Genomic DNA, 18,526 nt, shown 5'->3' on the forward strand with positions numbered 1-18,526 from the left:
CAACACTCCGGGGCCCTGGTGTCTGGTCGTCGGGGTGCGTGTCGCTCAGGGCCTTGGTGTCTGGTTGTCGGGGTGGGTGTCGCTCAGGGCCTTGGTGTCTGGTTGTCGGGGTGTGCGTCACTCCGAGGCTCTGCTGTCGGCTACCGGGGTGTGCGTCACTCCGAGGCTCTGCTGTCGGCTACCGGGGTGTGCGTCACTCCGGGGCCCTGCTGTCGGGCGGCGGGGCAGCCCACCCAGGGGCGCGGGGAACTGCGCGACCAGCCCCCACCGGGCCGCAGCCGCCCACGAACCAGTGGCCCCCGCCGGAAAGGCGAACGGCGCTCCCCGCGGAGCACACCGCGAAGTACGCCCCTCTACGCCCCCGGCGAACACCCCCGTTACCGGGATTCCCCGACGGAGCCACCGCGTTAGGGTCCATGAATACCAGGGGACGCGAGTCACCGATTACGGCTCCAGTCCCACAGGGATACGTGAGACGGCCCGGCGCCGTCGCAAGACGAGCAGGTGGATACGTGACGAATCTGATGCCCTCAGCCGCCGGCGAGCCCTCCATCGGTGGTGGCCTCGGCGACCAGGTCTACAACCGGCTGCTCGGCGAGCGGATCATCTTCCTCGGCCAGCCGGTCGACGACGACATTGCCAACAAGATCACCGCACAGCTGCTGCTCCTTGCCTCCGACCCGGACAAGGACATCTACCTGTACATCAACAGCCCCGGCGGCTCCATCACGGCCGGCATGGCGATCTACGACACCATGCAGTACATCAAGAACGACGTGGTGACGATCGCCATGGGCCTGGCGGCCTCCATGGGCCAGTTCCTGCTGAGCGCCGGCACCCCCGGCAAGCGGTTCGCGCTGCCGAACGCCGAGATCCTGATCCACCAGCCGTCCGCCGGTCTCGCCGGCTCGGCCTCGGACATCAAGATCCACGCCGAGCGGCTGCTGCACACCAAGAAGCGCATGGCCGAGCTGACGTCCCAGCACACCGGCCAGACGGTCGAGCAGATCACCCGCGACTCCGACCGTGACCGCTGGTTCGACGCCTTCGAGGCCAAGGAGTACGGCCTCATCGACGACGTGATCGCCACGGCCGCCGGCATGCCGGGCGGCGGCGGCACCGGGGCCTGAGCGGCCTCGCGGAGCCCTCGCGGCCCCGTGGACGCCCCACCGGGCCCCCGGGCCCGGTGAACAGCCCCAGCAGCCCCAGCCGACCGCCTCAGCCCCTTTCAGGAGACACCGTGAACAGCTTCCCCGGCAGCGGCCTGTACGACCGCACGCCCGCCGCCTCCGAGGGCCGGTACACCGGCCCCTCGGCCGAGTCCCGCTACGTCATCCCGCGCTTCGTCGAGCGCACCTCCCAGGGCATCCGCGAGTACGACCCGTACGCGAAGCTCTTCGAGGAGCGGGTGATCTTCCTCGGCGTGCAGATCGACGACGCCTCCGCCAACGACGTCATGGCGCAGCTCCTGTGCCTGGAGTCGATGGACCCCGACCGGGACATCTCGGTCTACATCAACAGCCCCGGCGGCTCCTTCACCGCGCTCACGGCGATCTACGACACGATGCAGTACGTGAAGCCGGACATCCAGACGGTCTGCATGGGCCAGGCGGCCTCCGCCGCCGCGGTCCTGCTGGCCGCCGGTACGCCCGGCAAGCGCATGGCGCTGCCGAACGCGCGCGTGCTGATCCACCAGCCGTACAGCGAGACCGGCCGCGGTCAGGTCTCCGACCTGGAGATCGCCGCCAACGAGATCCTCCGGATGCGGAGCCAGCTGGAGGAGATGCTGGCCAAGCACTCCACCCGGCCGCTCGACAAGATCCGCGAGGACATCGAGCGCGACAAGATCCTCACGGCCGAGGACGCGCTGGAGTACGGCCTGATCGACCAGATCATCACCACCCGGAAGATGGACAACACCAGCCTGCGCTGACGCGGGGCGGGAGTGTGACGTCTGCCGCCCCTTGGCACGGTTTGGCACGGTCCACGTCAAAGTGAACCGTGCCAAGGGGGGCCCGAACGGGGGGCCAGGCAAGGTACCGTCGGACATAAGGCAGCACCAGGAGTCGCCGGACGCCCGCGTCCGCGTCTCCCAGGCGAAGGGGAAGCACACCGTGGCACGCATCGGTGACGGCGGCGATCTGCTCAAGTGCTCGTTCTGCGGCAAGAGCCAGAAGCAGGTCAAGAAGCTCATCGCAGGGCCCGGTGTGTACATCTGCGACGAGTGCATCGATCTCTGCAACGAGATCATCGAGGAAGAGCTCGCCGAGACCAGTGAGGTCCGCTGGGAGGAGCTGCCCAAGCCTCGCGAGATCTACGAGTTCCTCGAGGGGTACGTGGTGGGGCAGGAGGCGGCCAAGAAGGCCCTCTCCGTCGCCGTGTACAACCACTACAAGCGCGTCCAGGCCGGCGAGAACGGCGGCGCGCAGGGCCGCGAGGACGCCATCGAGCTGGCGAAGTCCAACATCCTCCTGCTGGGCCCCACGGGCTCCGGGAAGACCCTGCTGGCCCAGACCCTCGCCCGCATGCTGAACGTCCCGTTCGCGATCGCCGACGCCACGGCGCTCACGGAGGCGGGATACGTCGGCGAGGACGTCGAGAACATCCTGCTGAAGCTGATCCAGGCGGCCGACTACGACGTCAAGAAGGCCGAGACCGGGATCATCTACATCGACGAGATCGACAAAGTCGCCCGCAAGAGTGAAAACCCCTCGATCACGCGCGACGTGTCGGGCGAGGGCGTCCAGCAGGCCCTGCTGAAGATCCTGGAGGGCACCACGGCCTCCGTCCCGCCGCAGGGCGGCCGCAAGCACCCGCACCAGGAGTTCATCCAGATCGACACGACGAACGTGCTGTTCATCGTGGGCGGCGCCTTCGCCGGACTGGAGAAGATCATCGAGGGCCGGGCGGGAGCCAAGGGCATCGGCTTCGGCGCGACGATCATCTCCAAGCAGGAGCGGGAGTCCAAGGACCAGTTCGAGGAGGTCATGCCGGAGGACCTGGTCAAGTTCGGCATGATCCCCGAGTTCATCGGCCGGCTCCCGGTCATCACCAGCGTCCACAACCTCGACCGCGAGGCGCTGCTCCAGATCCTCGTCGAGCCGCGCAACGCGCTGGTGAAGCAGTACCAGCGCCTGTTCGAACTCGACGGCGTGGAATTGGACTTCGAGCGCGAGGCACTGGAGGCCATCGCCGACCAGGCCATCCTCCGCCAGACCGGAGCGCGCGGCCTGCGCGCCATCATGGAGGAGGTCCTCCAGGGCGTGATGTACGAGGTCCCGTCCCGCAAGGACGTCGCCCGCGTGGTCATCACGGCCGACGTGGTCCTCTCCAACGTCAACCCGACCCTGATCCCGCGCGACGCCCGCGGCCGGGGCTCGGGGGAGCAGAAGACGGCGTAGCCGCCACCACGGCGGCAACGCGAAGGGGCCCCGGGTCGATCCGGGGCCCCTTCGCGTTGCCGTACGGTTCAGGCCTTGACCCGCGCCGCGGAGCGCAGTTCGGCGGCGAACGAGGCGACGTCGTCCGTGGAGAGACCGCCGCTGCCGCCCTTCTCCGCGGCGGCCAGGTCCAGCCCGTTGACCACGCCGTAGGTGCTGTGGTCGGCCCACCCGCACACCGGCGTCTCGAGCTTGTCGTCGTCCTCGGAGACCGAGGCCGTCCGGCACCGCATGACGGCGCCGTCGAGACCGCTCGGCTCGACCGCCCCGGAGCTGCCCCTCCAGATGCCGATGTGGTGCGGGTCAGGCCTTGACGCGGACTTCCTTGCGGAACTTGGCGGTCAGCTCGGCGGTCTTCTCCAGGTCGGCGGTCTTGCCCGCCATGACGTCGGCCACCACCGTGTTGATGATGACGCCCACCGTGCTGTGGTCACCCCAGATGCACACCGGCATGCTGATCTCTGAGGGTCCGGAGGCCACGTCACCCGGTGTGGCCTCACTGTTCTTGATCTTGATCTCTTGGCACTTCAGGACGGCGCCGTCCAGAGCGCTCGGCTCGAAGGCCTTCGGGCTGCCGACGAGCTCGCCCTCGGTCTCCTTGTCTTCGGAGGCGTTCTTCTCCATCTCCCCGAACATGGCGTCGACGACCTTCTCCGGATCGTCGACCTCGCCGTAGACACCCATGAACTGGACCATCTTCGTGGCGAGCGGATTGCTCTCGTCCCCAGCCTGGTAGACCGCGTCGACGTTCTTGGCGTTCTTGACGCCGTTCTTCTCGGCTTCCTTGATGTCGTTCTCGTCGAAGCCGTCGCTCTCCGCGGCGTCGCCCTTCTTGTACTCGCCACCGAGCACCGTCGCCGGCGTCGTCAGCTTGTGCGCCCCGTCGTCCTCCAGGCCGCCCGCGCCGCCGCCCCCGCCGATCACGAAGTACGCGCCCACGCCGATGGCCGCGACGACCGCCACCGCGCCGATGATGATCCCGGCCTTCTTGCCGCCGCCGCCCGAGGTCGGGGGCTGGGGCGGCATGCCGTACTGGGGCTGGCCGTAGGGCGGCTGCTGGCCGTACGGGGGCTGCTGCGGCGGGACGCCGGGCTGGCCGGGCTGCTGCGGGTAGCCGTATCCGGGCTGGCCGGGCGGCGGGGCCTGCTGGGGGTAGCCGTAGCCGGGCTGCGGAGCCTGCGGCGGCTGGCCGTAAGGTCCCGGCTGGCCGTACGGTCCGGGCTGCTGGGGCTGCTGCCCGCCGTACGGGCCCGGCTGGTTGTAGCTCATTACGGGGTTCCCCCTCCAGATGCTTATGCGTTGCTGACATCCTGACTCAGGAGTGATGCGTTCAGGCCGGCGGGGGTCGCACCGTTACAGAGGAATCGCGTTTCGGGACAGGCCCGTGACGCCTCTAAACTGAGCCCCGTGACCGAGAACGCTCAGCAGGAGCCACCAGCGCCCACGACCGAACTGCCGACCCAGTACGCGCCGGCCGATGTAGAGGGGCCGCTGTACGAGCGCTGGGTAGAGCGCGGTTACTTCGAGGCGGACGCCAAGAGCGAGAAGCCTCCGTACACCGTCGTCATCCCGCCGCCGAACGTCACCGGCAGCCTGCACCTCGGGCACGCGTTCGAGCACACGCTCATCGACGCCCTGACCCGCCGCAAGCGCATGCAGGGCTTCGAGACGCTGTGGCAGCCCGGCATGGACCACGCCGGCATCGCCACGCAGAACGTCGTCGAGCGGGAGCTCGCCAAGGAGGGCAAGTCCCGCCACGACCTCGGCCGTGAGGCGTTCGTCGAGCGGGTCTGGCAGTGGAAGGGCGAGTCCGGCGGGCAGATCTCCGGGCAGATGCGCCGCCTCGGTGACGGCGTCGCCTGGTCGCGTGAGCGCTTCACCATGGACGAGGGCCTGTCCCAGGCCGTCCAGACCATCTTCAAGCGGCTCTACGACGACGAGCTGATCTACCGCGCCGAGCGCATCATCAACTGGTGCCCGCGCTGTCTGACCGCGATCTCCGACATCGAGGTCGAGTACCAGGACGACGACGGCGAGCTCGTCTCCATGAAGTACGGCGAGGGGGACGAGACGATCGTCGTCGCCACGACCCGTGCCGAGACGATGCTCGGTGACACGGCCGTCGCCGTCCACCCCGAGGACGAGCGCTACAAGCACCTCGTCGGCAAGCTCATCAAGCTGCCGCTGACCGACCGCTCCATCCCGGTCGTCGCGGACGAGCACGTCGACCCCGAGTTCGGTACGGGTGCCGTCAAGGTCACCCCGGCGCACGACCCGAACGACTTCGAGATCGGCCAGCGGCACGGCCTGCCGTCCATCGCCGTGATGGACGAGCACGCGGTCATCACCGCCCACGGCCCCTTCCAGGGCCTGGACCGGCTGGAGGCCCGCTCGACCATCGTCGCCGCGCTGCGCGCCGAGGGCCGGATCGTCGCCGAGAAGCGGCCGTACGTCCACTCGGTCGGCCACTGCTCGCGCTGCAAGACCACCATCGAGCCGCGGCTGTCCATGCAGTGGTGGGTCAAGGTCGGCCCGCTGGCGAAGGCGGCCGGTGACGCCGTCCGCGACGGCAAGGTCAAGATCCATCCGCAGGAGATGGAGAAGCGCTACTTCGACTGGGTCGACAACCTCCACGACTGGTGCATCTCGCGGCAGTTGTGGTGGGGCCACCGCATCCCGGTCTGGTACGGGCCGAACGGCGAGGTCGTCTGCGTCGGACCGGACGAGGAGGCGCCGACCGGCGAGGGCTGGCACCAGGACACCGACGTCCTCGACACCTGGTTCTCCTCGGGCCTGTGGCCGTTCTCCACGCTCGGCTGGCCCGAACAGACGGAGTCGCTCGCGAAGTTCTACCCGAACTCCGTCCTGGTCACCGGCTACGACATCCTCTTCTTCTGGGTCGCCCGGATGATGATGTTCGGTCTGTACGCGATGGACGGCACCCCGCCGTTCCACACCATCGCCCTGCACGGCATGGTCCGCGACCAGTTCGGCAAGAAGATGTCGAAGTCCTTCGGCAACGCGGTCAACCCGCTGGACTGGATGGACAAGTACGGCAGCGACGCGCTTCGCTTCACCCTCGCGCGCGGCGCCAACCCCGGTGTCGACGTCCCGATCGGCGAGGACTGGGTCCAGGGCTCGCGCAACTTCGCCAACAAGATCTGGAACGCGACGCGTTTCGCGCTGATGAACGGCGCGACGGTGGACGGCCCGCTGCCGGACGCGTCGAAGATGTCGCCGACCGACCGCTGGATCCTGTCCCGGCTGAACTCGGTCGTCGCCGAAGTCGACGCGTACTACGACGACTTCCAGTTCGCCAAGCTGTCGGACGCGCTGTTCCACTTCGCGTGGGACGAGGTGTTCGACTGGTACGTCGAGCTGTCCAAGACGACGTTCCAGGCGGGCGGGGAGCCGGCCGAGGTCAGCAAGCGGGTCCTCGGCGAGGTGCTGGACGTCACGCTGCGGCTGCTGCACCCGGTGGTTCCGTTCGTCACGGAGACGCTGTGGACGACGCTGACGGGGGGCGAGTCGGTCGTCATCGCCGAGTGGCCGTCCGACAGTGGCTTCCGGGACGCGGACGCCGAGCGGGAGATCGGGACGCTGCAGTCCGTCATCACCGAGGTCCGCCGCTTCCGCGCCGACCAGGGCCTGCAGCCCGGCCAGCGGGTCCCGGCGCGGCTGACCCTCGACGGTACGGCGCTGGCCCCGCACGAGCCGGCCATCCGCCAGCTGCTGCGCCTCCAGCCGGAGGGCGATGCCTTCACCGCGACGGCGACCCTGCCGGTCGCGGGCGTGGAGGTCGCGCTGGACCTGTCCGGTGTGATCGATGTCGCCGCCGAGCGGAAGCGCCTGGCCAAGGACCTCGCCGCCGCCGAGAAGGAGAAGTCCCAGGCGACGGCGAAGCTCGGCAACGAGGCGTTCCTGTCGAAGGCCCCGGACCACGTGGTCGACAAGATCCGCACGCGCCTTGCGAAGTCGGAGGAGGACATCACCCGAATCCAGTCCCAACTCGACCGCCTCCCCTCGGCGTAACCGCAACAGCCGACGCAGCTGCGGGCAGCCGCACGGTTCGGGCGGCGCCCACCCCCGCAGCTGCGGGCAGTCGTGCCGCCCCAGCGGCACGACTGCCCGCAGGTTGCTGCGGTGGTCGCACGGCTGCCCGCAGGCTGCTGCGGTTGCACGACTGCCCACAGGCTGCGGGCAGCGGGCTGCGGCGGCACGAGAGGGGGTGCGGGCCGGGATACGTAGACTGGTCCCCGTGAGTGAGCTCCCCCCTGATGACAGCGAGCAGCCCGAGTCCGTCGACGGCTTCGACGAGATCGTCGCCGCGGAGACCGACCGCGACCCCGACCTCGCGGTGATCGAGGCCGGCAGCCGCACCCTGCGCACCCAGGGCGGCCCGCCCCAGGCGGACGTGCCCGCCCGCCCCGCGGACCCCGAGGTCGACAAGGCCCTGCGCGAGGTCGAGGCGGAGCTCGCCACCCGCTGGGGCGAGACCAAGCTGGAGCCCTCGGTCGCCCGCATCGCCGCGCTGATGGACGTCCTGGGCGAGCCCCAGCGCTCGTACCCCTCGATCCACATCACCGGCACCAACGGCAAGACCTCCACCGCCCGCATGATCGAGGCCCTGCTCGGCGCCTTCGAGCTGCGCACCGGCCGTTACACCTCCCCGCACGTCCAGTCGATCACCGAGCGGATCAGCCTCGACGGGGCGCCCGTCTCCGCCGAGCGGTTCATCGAGACGTACCAGGACGTCAAGCCGTACGTCGAGATGGTCGACGCCCGGCAGGAGTACCGGCTGTCCTTCTTCGAGGTGCTCACCGGCATGGCGTACGCCGCCTTCGCCGACGCGCCCGTGGACGTGGCGGTCGTCGAGGTCGGCATGGGCGGCAGCTGGGACGCGACGAACGTGATCGACGCCGGCGTCGCCGTGGTGACGCCGATCGACCTCGACCACACCGACCGGCTCGGCACCACGCCCGCCGAGATCGCCGGCGAGAAGTCCGGCATCGTCAAGCGGGACGCGACGGTGATCATGGCGCAGCAGCCGGTGGACGCCGCGCAGGTGCTGCTGAAGAAGGCCGTCGAGGTGGACGCGACGGTGGCCCGTGAGGGTCTGGAGTTCGGGGTCGTGGCCCGGCAGGTCGCCGTCGGCGGCCAGCTGGTGACGCTGCGCGGACTCGGTGGCGAGTACCCCGAGGTGTACCTGCCGCTGCACGGTGAACACCAGGCCCACAACGCGGCCGTGGCGCTCGCCGCCGTGGAGGCGTTCTTCGGCGTCGGCGCCCAGCACGCCCAGCCGCTCGACATCGACACCGTGCGCAAGGCGTTCGCCGCCGTCGCCTCCCCGGGCCGGCTGGAGGTCGTACGGCGTTCGCCGACCGTCGTCCTGGACGCCGCCCACAACCCGGCGGGCGCGCGGGCGGCGGCCGCCGCGATCGGGGAGGCGTTCCAGTTCAGCCGGCTCATCGGCGTGGTCGGCGCGAGCGGCGACAAGAACGTGCGCGGACTGCTGGAGGCGTTCGAGCCGGTCTTCGCCGAGGTCGTCGTCACCCAGAACTCCAGCCACCGCGCGATGGACGCCGACGAGCTGGCGGGCATCGCCGTCGAGGTGTTCGGCGAGGACCGCGTCCAGGTCGAGCCGCGGCTGCCGGACGCCCTGGAGGCCGCGATCACGCTGGCCGAGGAGGAGGGCGAGTTCGCGGGCGGCGGTGTGCTCGTCACCGGTTCCGTCATCACCGTCGGCGAGGCCCGACTGCTCCTGGGGAGGGGCTGAGATCCCGTGCGTACGCTCTGCGCTTCGACGCTGATCGGCGAGTTCTTCATCATCGGTTTCGCCGGGCTGGTCGCGATGAAGGACCCGGACCTGTCCACCGGCACGGTGTGGACGGTCTGCGGCATCGCGATGTTCCTGTCCGTGGCCCTGTGCGGGGTGATCACCCGGCCCGGCGGGGTGGCCCTCGGCTGGGCGCTGCAGATCGCCCTGATCGCCTCCGGTGTCTTCGTCCCGATGATGTTCTTCATGGGCGCGCTCTTCGCGCTGCTGTGGTGGGCATCGGTGCACTTCGGGCGAAAGGTGGACGAAGCGAAGGCCCGTTTCGCCGCGCAGGCGGGCCGGCCTGACGCTGCGTGACAGGTGTCCCGACACGCCCGGTAATCTCGTCCTCCCGCACCACTTCCCGCACAAGGAGCTCCGTCGTGACCCAGCGCACCCTCGTCCTCCTCAAGCCCGACGCCGTACGTCGTGGCCTGACCGGCGAGATCATCAGCCGTATCGAGCGCAAGGCCGGCTGGAAGATCACCGCGCTGGAGCTGCGGGCCCTGGACCAGGACACGCTGGAGCAGCACTACGGCGAGCACAAGGGCAAGCCGTTCTACGAGCCGCTGGTGGAGTTCATGGCCTCCGGGCCGGTCGTGGCGATGATCGTCGAGGGTGAGCGGGTCATCGAGGGCGTGCGCCAACTGGCCGGTCCCACCGACCCGATCGCCGCCGCGCCGGGCTCGATCCGCGGCGACTTCGGTGTGATCGTCCGGGAGAACCTGATCCACGCCTCCGACTCCGAGGAGTCCGCCGAGCGCGAGGTGAAGATCTTCTTCCCGGGTCGCGCGTAACCCGCGCACTCGGACGTGCGCGAATCCCGCGCATAACGATCACATCGCGGCGGCGGCCGGCGCGTTTGGCCGCCTGTCGGACGGTCTGGGGGCTTTGCCCCCGGACCTTTTTTGGCATATGCGCGGCGATCGGGGGAACGGATGCCCCCGATGGACCGTCTCCACAAGCAGCGGGGCGCGCCATCTGATGACAATGGCGAAGACCCTCGCGCGGTGTTCGCGAAGGCGCGTCTACGATGGAAGCCTTCACGTCACCGTACCCACCTCGCCGACCTGAGAAGCCCTCAAAAGCTCGTGGGAAGGCCAGTCGAATCCTGATGGGGAACTCAATGTCGTTCATCGGCCGTGACATGGCTGTCGACCTCGGGACCGCCAACACGCTGGTGTACGTCAGGGGTCGTGGGATCGTACTCAACGAGCCGTCCGTCGTCGCGATCAACACCAACACCGGTGGCATCCTCGCGGTCGGTGCCGAGGCGAAGAAGATGATCGGGCGCACCCCCGGCAACATCGTCGCCGTGCGCCCGCTGAAGGACGGCGTCATCGCCGACTTCGAGATCACCGAGCGGATGCTCCGCTACTTCATCCTGAAGATCCACAAGCGGCGGTACCTGGCTCGTCCGCGGGTCGTCGTCTGTGTGCCCTCGGGCATCACGGGTGTCGAGCGCCGCGCCGTCATCGAGGCGTCGTCGCAGGCCGGCGCCCGTCAGGTGCACATCATCGAGGAGCCCATGGCCGCCGCCATCGGCTCCGGGCTGCCGGTCCACGAGGCCACCGGCAACATGGTGGTGGACATCGGCGGCGGCACCACGGAGGTCGCGGTCATCTCCCTCGGCGGCATCGTCACCGCCCAGTCCATCCGCGTCGCGGGCGACGAGCTGGACAACGCGATCATCCAGCACATCAAGAAGGAGTACTCCCTCCTGCTGGGTGAACGGACGGCCGAACAGATCAAGATCACGATCGGTTCGGCGTACGACCTGGACACCGACGAGCACACCGAGATCCGTGGCCGGGACCTCGTCTCCGGACTGCCGAAGACCGTCGTCATCTCCGCCGCCGAAGTGCGCAAGGCGATCGAGGAACCGGTCAACGCCATCGTGGACGCCGTCAAGACGACCCTCGACAAGTGCCCGCCGGAGCTGTCCGGCGACATCATGGACCGGGGAATCGTTCTGACCGGCGGCGGCGCGCTGCTGCGCGGCCTCGACGAGCGGCTGCGCCGGGAGACGGGCATGCCGATCCACATCGCCGAGGACCCGCTGGACAGCGTGGCGCTCGGTTCCGGCAAGTGCGTCGAGGAGTTCGAGGCGCTTCAGCAGGTGCTCGACGCCCAGCCGCGCAGATGACGCACCTCCTCGATACCGCCGTACGGGACGACCTTCTTCCGTACGGCGGATCGTTGATATAGAGGCATAAACTCCCCCACAACGCCACACAACGCCTCGAACACACCCCCGAAGCATCCTTCGACACACCCCTCGAAGCGTCTTCGACACACCTGAACAGACCCCCACCTCATACCCGTTCTCGACGAGGAAGGCACGGCCGCCGCACGTGAGGGACACACGAGAGAGCCGGCTGCTCCTGGTGCTGCTGATCGCCATCGCGTTCGCACTGATCACGGTGGACATCCGCGGCGGGGAGGATTCACCGGTCGACGGTGCCCGGCAGGCCGCGGCGACCGTCTTCGGCCCGATCGAGAACGGCGTGTCCGGCGCGGTCGACCCGATCGGCAACGCGGTCACCGCCGTCCGCGAGTCCGGCGACCGGCACGACCGGCTCGCCGAACTGGAGCGGGAGAACGCCGCGCTCAAGGCCGAACTCGGCAGCGACGACCGCAGCCGCAGCCGCCTCAAGCAGCTCGACAAGCTGCTGAAGGTCTCCGGCCAGGGCCAGTACGGCATCAAGGGCGCCCAGGTCATCGCCATAGGAGCGGCCCAGGGCTTCTCCTGGACCATCACCATCGACGCCGGGGCCGACGACGGCATCGAGCGCGACATGACCGTCCTCAACGGCGACGGACTCGTCGGCCGCGTCACCACCGTCGGTCCGGGCACCGCCACCGTGCTGCTCGCCACCGACCCCGACTTCACCGTCGGCACCCGCATGGAGTCCACCGACGAACTCGGCTTCGCCTCCGGCCAGGGCGACCGCCCGCTGCGCGTCGAACTCCTCAACGGCAAGGCCGAGATCAAGAAGGGCGACCGCCTGGTCACCTTCGGCTCGCAGGCCGACAAGCCGTTCGTGCCCGGCGTCCCCGTCGGCGTCGTCTCCCGCGTCGACCCCTCCGGCGGCGACCTCACCCGCACCCTCTCCGTCACGCCGTTCGTCAGCTTCAGCAAGCTCGACGTCGTCGGCGTCGTCGTCCAGGCCCCCGAGAAGGACCCGCGCGACACGGTGCTGCCCAAGAAGCCGAAGCCGACCCCCACGCCGACCGTGACGGTGACCGTCACGCCCTCCGCCCCCGCCGACGGCCTCAACCAGCAAGAGCAGTAGGAGCTGTCACCCCATGCGCGCCAACCGGATCCTGCTCTCCAGCTCGCTGATCGTCGTCGCCCTGGTGATCCAGGTGAGCGTCCTCGCCCGCCTCCACCTCCCGGGCGCCGTCCCCGACCTGCTGCTGCTCACCGTCCTCGGTCTCGCCCTGGTCTACGGCCACGTCGGCGGCGCCCTCATCGGCTTCGCCGCCGGACTCCTCGCCGACCTCGCCCCGCCCGCCGACCACGCCGCCGGGCGCTACGCCCTCGTGCTGTGCGTCATCGGCTACCTCGCCGGACTCGTCAAACCCGAGAGCGGGCAGGTGAAGTCGGCGACCGGCCCGATGGTCGTGGTCGTCGCCGCCGCCGTCGGCTCCACCCTGCTCTACGCCGGTGTCGGCGCCCTCGTCGGCGACACCGCCGCCCGCCATGTCGGCCTCGGCGGACTGCTGTTCACCGCCGCCCTGTACGACCTGCTGCTCGCGCCGTTCGTCGTCCCCGGCGTCATGGCCCTGGCCCGGCGCGCCGAGAACGACCCGCTCGCCGAGACCAACCCCGCCAAGTCCGGCGACATCGCCTCCGGCTGGCTCTCCGGCGGCACCGGACTGCGCATCGGAGGGCAGCGGGGCGGACTGCGGGTCAAGGCGGCCCGCGCCCGGGTGGCCCGCGCCGGACGCATCAAGGGGGTCAAGCGCCTGTGACCTCCCAGAACTTCACCGGAACGAGTGAAAGGGCGACGGAACGCGGGCCCATGGCCCGGCCGTTCATCACTCGTACCCGCACAGTCGTACGCGCTCCGAGGGAGGAGGAAGCCGCGTGACCAACATCCCCGAGACCGGCCGCAGCCCACGGGTCCAGATCCGGCTCGTCGTCATCCAGGTCCTAGTCCTCTCCCTCCTCGGCACCCTCGGCGGGCGCCTGTGGTACCTCCAGATCCGCGAGGGCGACCAGTACGCCAAGGAGGCCTCCGGCAACCACGTCCAGCAGGTCGTCCAGCCCGCGGTCCGCGGCTCCATCCTGGACGCCCGCGGAGTGCCCCTCGCCGACAACGAGACCCGCCTGGTCGTCTCCGCCTCCCGCACCGACCTGCTGAAGATGAAGGACGACGGCAAGGCGGTCCTCACCAAACTCGCCGGCGTCCTCGGCATGGACGCCGAGGAGGTCCAGCAGAAGGTCCGCCTCTGCGACGCCGAGACCCCCCAGCCCTGCTGGAACGGCTCGCCGTACCAGCCCATCCCCATCACCGACGAGGCCACGGCCAAACAGGCCCTGCAGATCCGCGAGCGCGCCGAGGACTTCCCCGGCATCACCGCCGAACCGCAGGCCCTGCGCCGCTACCCGAGCCCCGGCAAGGCCAACACCGCCCAGGTCCTCGGCTACCTCTCGCCCGTCACCGACGAGGAGATCACGAAGGCCCAGGACACCAGCTCGCCCTACCTGCGCTCCGACATGGTCGGCCGCTCAGGCCTGGAGCGCCAGTACGACAAGCAGCTGCGCGGCAAGGCCGGCGTCACCCGCTACGAGGTCGACAACCTCGGCCGCGTCATCGGCGAGGCCGAGGCCGACCCCGCCCAGCCCGGCGCCAACCTCGTCACCAGCATCGACTCCCGCGTCCAGCGCATCGCCGAGTACGAGCTGAACGAGGCGATGAAGGAAGCCCGCAAGCAGCACGACCGCAACACCAACCGCAACTACGAGGCCGACTCCGGCGCCGTCGTCGTCATGGAGGCCAAGACCGGTCGCGTCGTCGCCATGGCCTCCAACCCGACCTACGACCCCAACGCCTGGGTCGGCGGCATCTCCGCCAAGGACTACGCGAACCTCACCGGCAAGAAGTCCAACTACCCGCTGCTCAACCGCGCCACCCAGGGCCAGTCGGCACCCGGCTCCATCTTCAAGGTCATCCCGACGGCCGCCGCCATACAGGCCGGCTACTCCTTCGAAGGCCCCTACAACTGCTCCAGCTCGTACTCCATCGGCGGACAGGTCTTCAAGAACTTCGAGTCCCAGAACCACGGCCCGATCAGCCTCGGCCGCGCCCTGGAGGTGTCCTGCGACACCGTCTTCTACGCCCTCGCCCACGAGGAGTGGAAGCGCGACGGCGGCAACAAGCCGAAGAAGAACGCCAACGACTGGTTCTACAAGACCGCCCACCAGTTCGGCCTCGGCGAGGAGACCGGCATCGACCTGCCCAACGAGGTCACCGGCCGCGTCCCCGACCGCCAGTGGAAGCTGGACTACTGGACGGCCAACAAGGACGCCTGGTGCAAGTACGGGAAGAAGGACGGCACCTACGCCGAGAAGATCGCCTACGAGAACTGCCTCGAAGGCAACCGGCTGCGCGCGGGTGACTCCGTCAACTACTCCATCGGCCAGGGCGACACGCTCGTCACCCCCATCCAGATGGCCACCATCTACGCGGCCATCTCCAACGGCGGCACCCTCTACGACCCCACCGTCGGCAAGGCCGTCATCAGCCCCGACGGCAAGACCGTCACGGAGATCGAGCCCAAGGCGCACGGCAAGCTGCCGACGTCGAAGAAGACGCTCGCCCAGATAGACGAAGCCCTCGAAGGAGTCGCCACCCGCGGTACGGCCGCGTGGCGGTTCGGGGGCTGGCCGCAGGACGAGATCCCGATGCACGCCAAGACCGGTACCGCCGAGGTCTACGGCAAGCAGACCACCTCGTGGTTCGCCACGTACACCAAGGACTACTCGATCGTCATGACGATCTCCCAGGGTGGTACCGGCTCCGGCGCCTCGGGCCCCGCCGTGCGCAACATCTACAACGCCCTGTACGGCGTCTCCGAGGACGGCGAGATCGACAAGAAGAAGGCGCTGCTGTCCACGCCGCAGAAGAGCCTCCCGAAGGTCCGCACGGACGGCACCATCAAGTCCCCCAAGATCTCCAAGGACCCCGTCAAGGACCGGGTGACCCCCTCGCCCGACGCCCAGGCCACCACCCCGCAGGGCGACGACCCCGCCGACCCGCAGCAGGCGGGCACGGTGCCCTCACCGGAGATGGGCAACCGCCAGACCCGCCGTCGCCACCGGCGACGACGCGGCGGCACCGGCACCGGAAAGGGACTCCGGAGGGCAGCGGCATGACCGGCGGAGTCAACAGCTTCCAGGTCTCCGGATACGGACCGGAGCGGGCCGGCTGGACACGGGTCTTCGCCCGTGACTCCCTGGCCCGGCGCCTCGACTGGCCGATACTGTTCTCGGCGCTCGCCCTCTCCCTGCTGGGCTCGCTCCTGGTCTACTCGGCCACCCGCAACCGCACCGAACTCAACCAGGGCGACCCCTACTACTTCCTGGTCCGGCACTGGCTCAACACCGGCATCGGGGTGGCCCTGATGATCGCCGCCGTCTGGCTCGGCCAGCGCGCCCTGCGCACGGCCGTGCCCCTGCTGTACGGCGCCTCCGTCTTCCTGATCCTGCTGGTGCTCACCCCGCTGGGCTCCACCATCAACGGCGCCCACTCCTGGATCAAGCTCCCCGGCGGCTTCTCCCTCCAGCCCTCCGAGTTCGTGAAGATCACGATCATCCTGGGCATGGCGATGCTGCTCGCCGCCCGCGTCGACGCCGGCGACAAGCCCTACCCCGATCACCGCACGGTCCTCCAGGCCCTCGGGCTGGCCGTCGTCCCCATGCTGATCGTGATGCTCATGCCCGACCTCGGGTCGGTCATGGTCATGGTCATCATCGTGCTCGGTGTGCTGCTCGCCTCCGGCGCCTCCAACCGCTGGATCTTCGGCCTGCTCGGCGCCGGAGCGGCCGGCGCGATCACCGTCTGGCAGCTCGGGATCCTCGACGAGTACCAGATCAACCGCTTCGCCGCCTTCGCCAACCCCGAGCTCGACCCCGCCGGCGTCGGCTACAACACCAACCAGGCCCGCATCGCCATCGGCTCCGGCGGACTGACCGGCTCCGGCCTCTTCCAGGGCTCCCAGACCACCGGCCAGTTCGTGCCCGAACAGCAGACCGACTTCGTCTTCACCGTCGCCGGTGAGGAGCTCGGCTTCGTCGGCGGCGCGCTGATCATCGGCCTGCTCGGCATCATCCTCTGGCGTGCCTGCCGCATCGCCCGCGACACCACCGACCTGTACGGCACGATCGTCGCCGCCGGCATCGTCGCCTGGTTCGCCTTCCAGTCCTTCGAGAACATCGGCATGACCCTCGGCATCATGCCCGTCACCGGTCTGCCCCTGCCGTTCGTCTCCTACGGCGGCTCCTCCATGTTCGCCGTCTGGCTGGCCGTGGGCCTGCTGCAGTCCATCCGGATACAACGGCCGATGTCCGCGTGACCCGCCATGGGCGCGGAGCGGCGGTCCACTGCCGCTCCGCACCCGCGGCGACTAGATTCGCTTCATGGCGGACACCAAGCGCGAGATCGAGCGAAAGTACGAGTCCGACGACAGCGGACTGCCCGACCTGACCCGCGTCCCCGGCGTGGCGACCGTCCTCGACAAGGGCGTCACCCACCTCGACGCCACCTACCACGACACAGCCGACGAACGCCTCGCCGCCTCCTTGGTCACCCTGCGCCGCCGCACCGGCGGCTCCGACGCCGGCTGGCACCTGAAGTTCCCCGTCGCCCCCGGGGTGCGCGACGAGATCCGCGCCCCGCTCTCCGACACCCTCCCGGACGAGCTCGCCGCCCTCGTCCGCTCCCGCGTCCGCGACAGCGAACTGCTGCCCGTCGTCCGGCTGCGCTCCGACCGCGACGTACGCCACCTCGTCGACGCCGACGGCCGGCTGCTCGCCGAGGTCAGCGTCGACACCGTCCACGCCGAACGCCTCACCGGCACCGGCGGCACCGCCCGGTGGACCGAGATCGAGGTCGAACTCGCCGACGACGGCGACCCCGCCTTCCTCGACAAGGTGGAGAAACGCCTGCGCAAGGCCGGCGTACGCCCCTCGGCCTCCGCCTCGAAACTGGCCAGGGCACTGGCCGACACGGCACCGGACAGAACCACGACCGCGGCGACCACACGCACACCCGCCACGGCACCCGAGGCCGCCCCGAAGCGGAAACACAGGCCACGGCCGGCCGGGAAACCCGTCACCGCCGGCGACCACGTCCTCGCCTACGTCCGCGCCCAGCGCGACGCCCTCGTCGAGCTCGACCCCGCCGTACGCCAGGACGTCCCCGACTCCGTGCACCGCATGAGAGTCGCCACCCGCCGCCTGCGCAGCACCTTCCGCTCCTTCCGCACCGTCCTCGACCGCGAGGTGACCGACCCCGTCGGCGTCGACCTGAAGTGGCTGGCCGCCGAACTGGGCCTGGACCGCGACCAGGAGGTGCTCGCCGAACGCCTCCGCTCCTCCCTCGCCGAGCTGCCCGACACCCTCGTCGCAGGCCCCGTCGGCCACCGGCTCACCACCTGGGCCGAGGCCCGCCACGCCGGAGCCCACGGCCGCCTCACCGGCATCCTCGACTCCCGCCGGTACCTCACCCTCCTCGACACCCTGGACGCCCTGCTCGCCGACCCGCCCCTGCGCAAGAAGGCCGGAACCAAGCCGGAGAAGGCCCTCACCAAGGCCGTACGCAAGGATCTCGACAAGCTCGCCGGCCTCGTCACCCGCGCCCTCGACCTCCCGCCCGGCACCGACCGCGACCTCGCCCTGCACGACGCCCGCAAGAAGACCAAACGCACCCGCTACGCCGCCGAGGCCGCCGCCCCCGCACTCGGCAAACCGGCGAACGACCTCGTCAAGGACATGAAGGCGCTCCAGAGCCTGCTCGGCGACCACCAGGACAGCGTCATGGCCCGCCAGACCCTCCGCGAGCTCGCCGCCGTCACCCACGCGGCGGGCGAGAGCGCCTTCACCTACGGCGTCCTCCACGCCCGCGAGGAACACCGCGCGGAGCGCGCCGAGGCCGCCCTCCCCGAAGCCTGGACGTCGATCACCGAGGACCTTCGGCCCTGGACAACGTAGGGAGTACCCCTCCGGCCGCGTTACGCTGAATGGTCACCCCACTCAGCACAC

Annotated in this window: 15 protein-coding genes; 13 read left to right on the plus strand and 2 right to left on the minus strand. The window is 69.7% G+C overall.

Annotation, left to right across the window (positions count from 1 at the left end; translation table 11 throughout):
* The first annotated feature begins 524 nt into the window (after nt 1–524).
* The 3 genes from AMK33_RS07195 (at nt 525) to clpX (ending at nt 3,401) form a co-directional block, all read left to right on the plus strand.
* Nucleotides 525–1,130 (plus strand): ATP-dependent Clp protease proteolytic subunit, encoded by a 606-nt coding sequence (locus AMK33_RS07195; RefSeq protein WP_024887530.1) that lies wholly within the window; start codon nt 525–527, stop codon nt 1,128–1,130.
* A gap of 110 nt (nt 1,131–1,240) precedes the next feature.
* Complete coding sequence (locus AMK33_RS07200; protein ID WP_073931884.1) at nt 1,241–1,933, plus strand: ATP-dependent Clp protease proteolytic subunit; 693 nt, start codon at nt 1,241–1,243, stop codon at nt 1,931–1,933.
* 181 nt (nt 1,934–2,114) lie between these two features.
* Nucleotides 2,115–3,401, plus strand: a complete 1,287-nt coding sequence (gene clpX / locus AMK33_RS07205) for an ATP-dependent Clp protease ATP-binding subunit ClpX (protein WP_073931885.1) — start codon at nt 2,115–2,117, stop codon at nt 3,399–3,401.
* A 68-nt stretch (nt 3,402–3,469) separates the two neighbouring features.
* Here the strand turns inward: clpX and AMK33_RS07210 are convergent, their stop codons facing one another.
* A complete protein-coding gene (locus tag AMK33_RS07210) occupies nt 3,470–3,673 on the minus strand; it encodes a hypothetical protein (RefSeq protein WP_073931886.1) in 204 nt (67 codons plus the stop codon).
* Between the two features lie 70 nt (nt 3,674–3,743).
* Nucleotides 3,744–4,709 (minus strand): hypothetical protein, encoded by a 966-nt coding sequence (locus AMK33_RS07215; protein ID WP_073931887.1) that lies wholly within the window; start codon nt 4,707–4,709, stop codon nt 3,744–3,746.
* A 138-nt stretch (nt 4,710–4,847) separates the two neighbouring features.
* Here AMK33_RS07215 and AMK33_RS07220 point away from each other — a divergent pair, with 138 nt between their 5' ends.
* From AMK33_RS07220 to AMK33_RS07265, 10 genes are all read left to right on the plus strand, one after another.
* Nucleotides 4,848–7,472: a valine--tRNA ligase gene (locus AMK33_RS07220; protein WP_073931888.1), complete on the plus strand. Its 2,625-nt coding sequence runs from the start codon at nt 4,848–4,850 to the stop codon at nt 7,470–7,472.
* 226 nt (nt 7,473–7,698) lie between these two features.
* Nucleotides 7,699–9,216: a bifunctional tetrahydrofolate synthase/dihydrofolate synthase gene (gene folC / locus AMK33_RS07225; RefSeq protein WP_073931889.1), complete on the plus strand. Its 1,518-nt coding sequence runs from the start codon at nt 7,699–7,701 to the stop codon at nt 9,214–9,216.
* Between the two features lie 6 nt (nt 9,217–9,222).
* On the plus strand, nt 9,223–9,573 hold the full coding sequence (locus tag AMK33_RS07230; protein ID WP_073931890.1) for a DUF4233 domain-containing protein: 351 nt from the start codon (nt 9,223–9,225) through the stop codon (nt 9,571–9,573).
* Nucleotides 9,574–9,638: 65 nt separating this feature from the next.
* Nucleotides 9,639–10,052 carry a nucleoside-diphosphate kinase gene (ndk, locus tag AMK33_RS07235; protein ID WP_073931891.1) on the plus strand — a complete coding sequence of 138 codons (414 nt, stop codon included), beginning with the start codon at nt 9,639–9,641 and terminating at the stop codon, nt 10,050–10,052.
* A 329-nt stretch (nt 10,053–10,381) separates the two neighbouring features.
* Nucleotides 10,382–11,401 (plus strand): rod shape-determining protein, encoded by a 1,020-nt coding sequence (locus AMK33_RS07240; protein ID WP_006133575.1) that lies wholly within the window; start codon nt 10,382–10,384, stop codon nt 11,399–11,401.
* A 208-nt stretch (nt 11,402–11,609) separates the two neighbouring features.
* Entirely contained in the window at nt 11,610–12,551 is a 942-nt protein-coding gene (gene mreC / locus AMK33_RS07245; protein ID WP_073931892.1) for a rod shape-determining protein MreC, read from the plus strand.
* A 13-nt stretch (nt 12,552–12,564) separates the two neighbouring features.
* Nucleotides 12,565–13,233, plus strand: a complete 669-nt coding sequence (gene mreD / locus AMK33_RS07250; protein ID WP_073931893.1) for a rod shape-determining protein MreD — start codon at nt 12,565–12,567, stop codon at nt 13,231–13,233.
* Between the two features lie 115 nt (nt 13,234–13,348).
* Nucleotides 13,349–15,640 (plus strand): penicillin-binding protein 2, encoded by a 2,292-nt coding sequence (mrdA, locus tag AMK33_RS07255; RefSeq protein WP_073931894.1) that lies wholly within the window; start codon nt 13,349–13,351, stop codon nt 15,638–15,640.
* Complete coding sequence (rodA, locus tag AMK33_RS07260; RefSeq protein WP_073931895.1) at nt 15,637–16,839, plus strand: rod shape-determining protein RodA; 1,203 nt, start codon at nt 15,637–15,639, stop codon at nt 16,837–16,839. Before mrdA ends, rodA begins: the two co-directional genes overlap by 4 nt.
* A 64-nt stretch (nt 16,840–16,903) precedes the next feature.
* Nucleotides 16,904–18,475 (plus strand): CYTH and CHAD domain-containing protein, encoded by a 1,572-nt coding sequence (locus tag AMK33_RS07265; protein ID WP_073931896.1) that lies wholly within the window; start codon nt 16,904–16,906, stop codon nt 18,473–18,475.
* Nucleotides 18,476–18,526 lie beyond the last annotated feature (51 nt).

This window comes from Streptomyces sp. CB02400, from assembly GCF_001905725.1.
GTDB classification, from domain to species: Bacteria; Actinomycetota; Actinomycetes; order Streptomycetales; family Streptomycetaceae; genus Streptomyces; species Streptomyces atrovirens.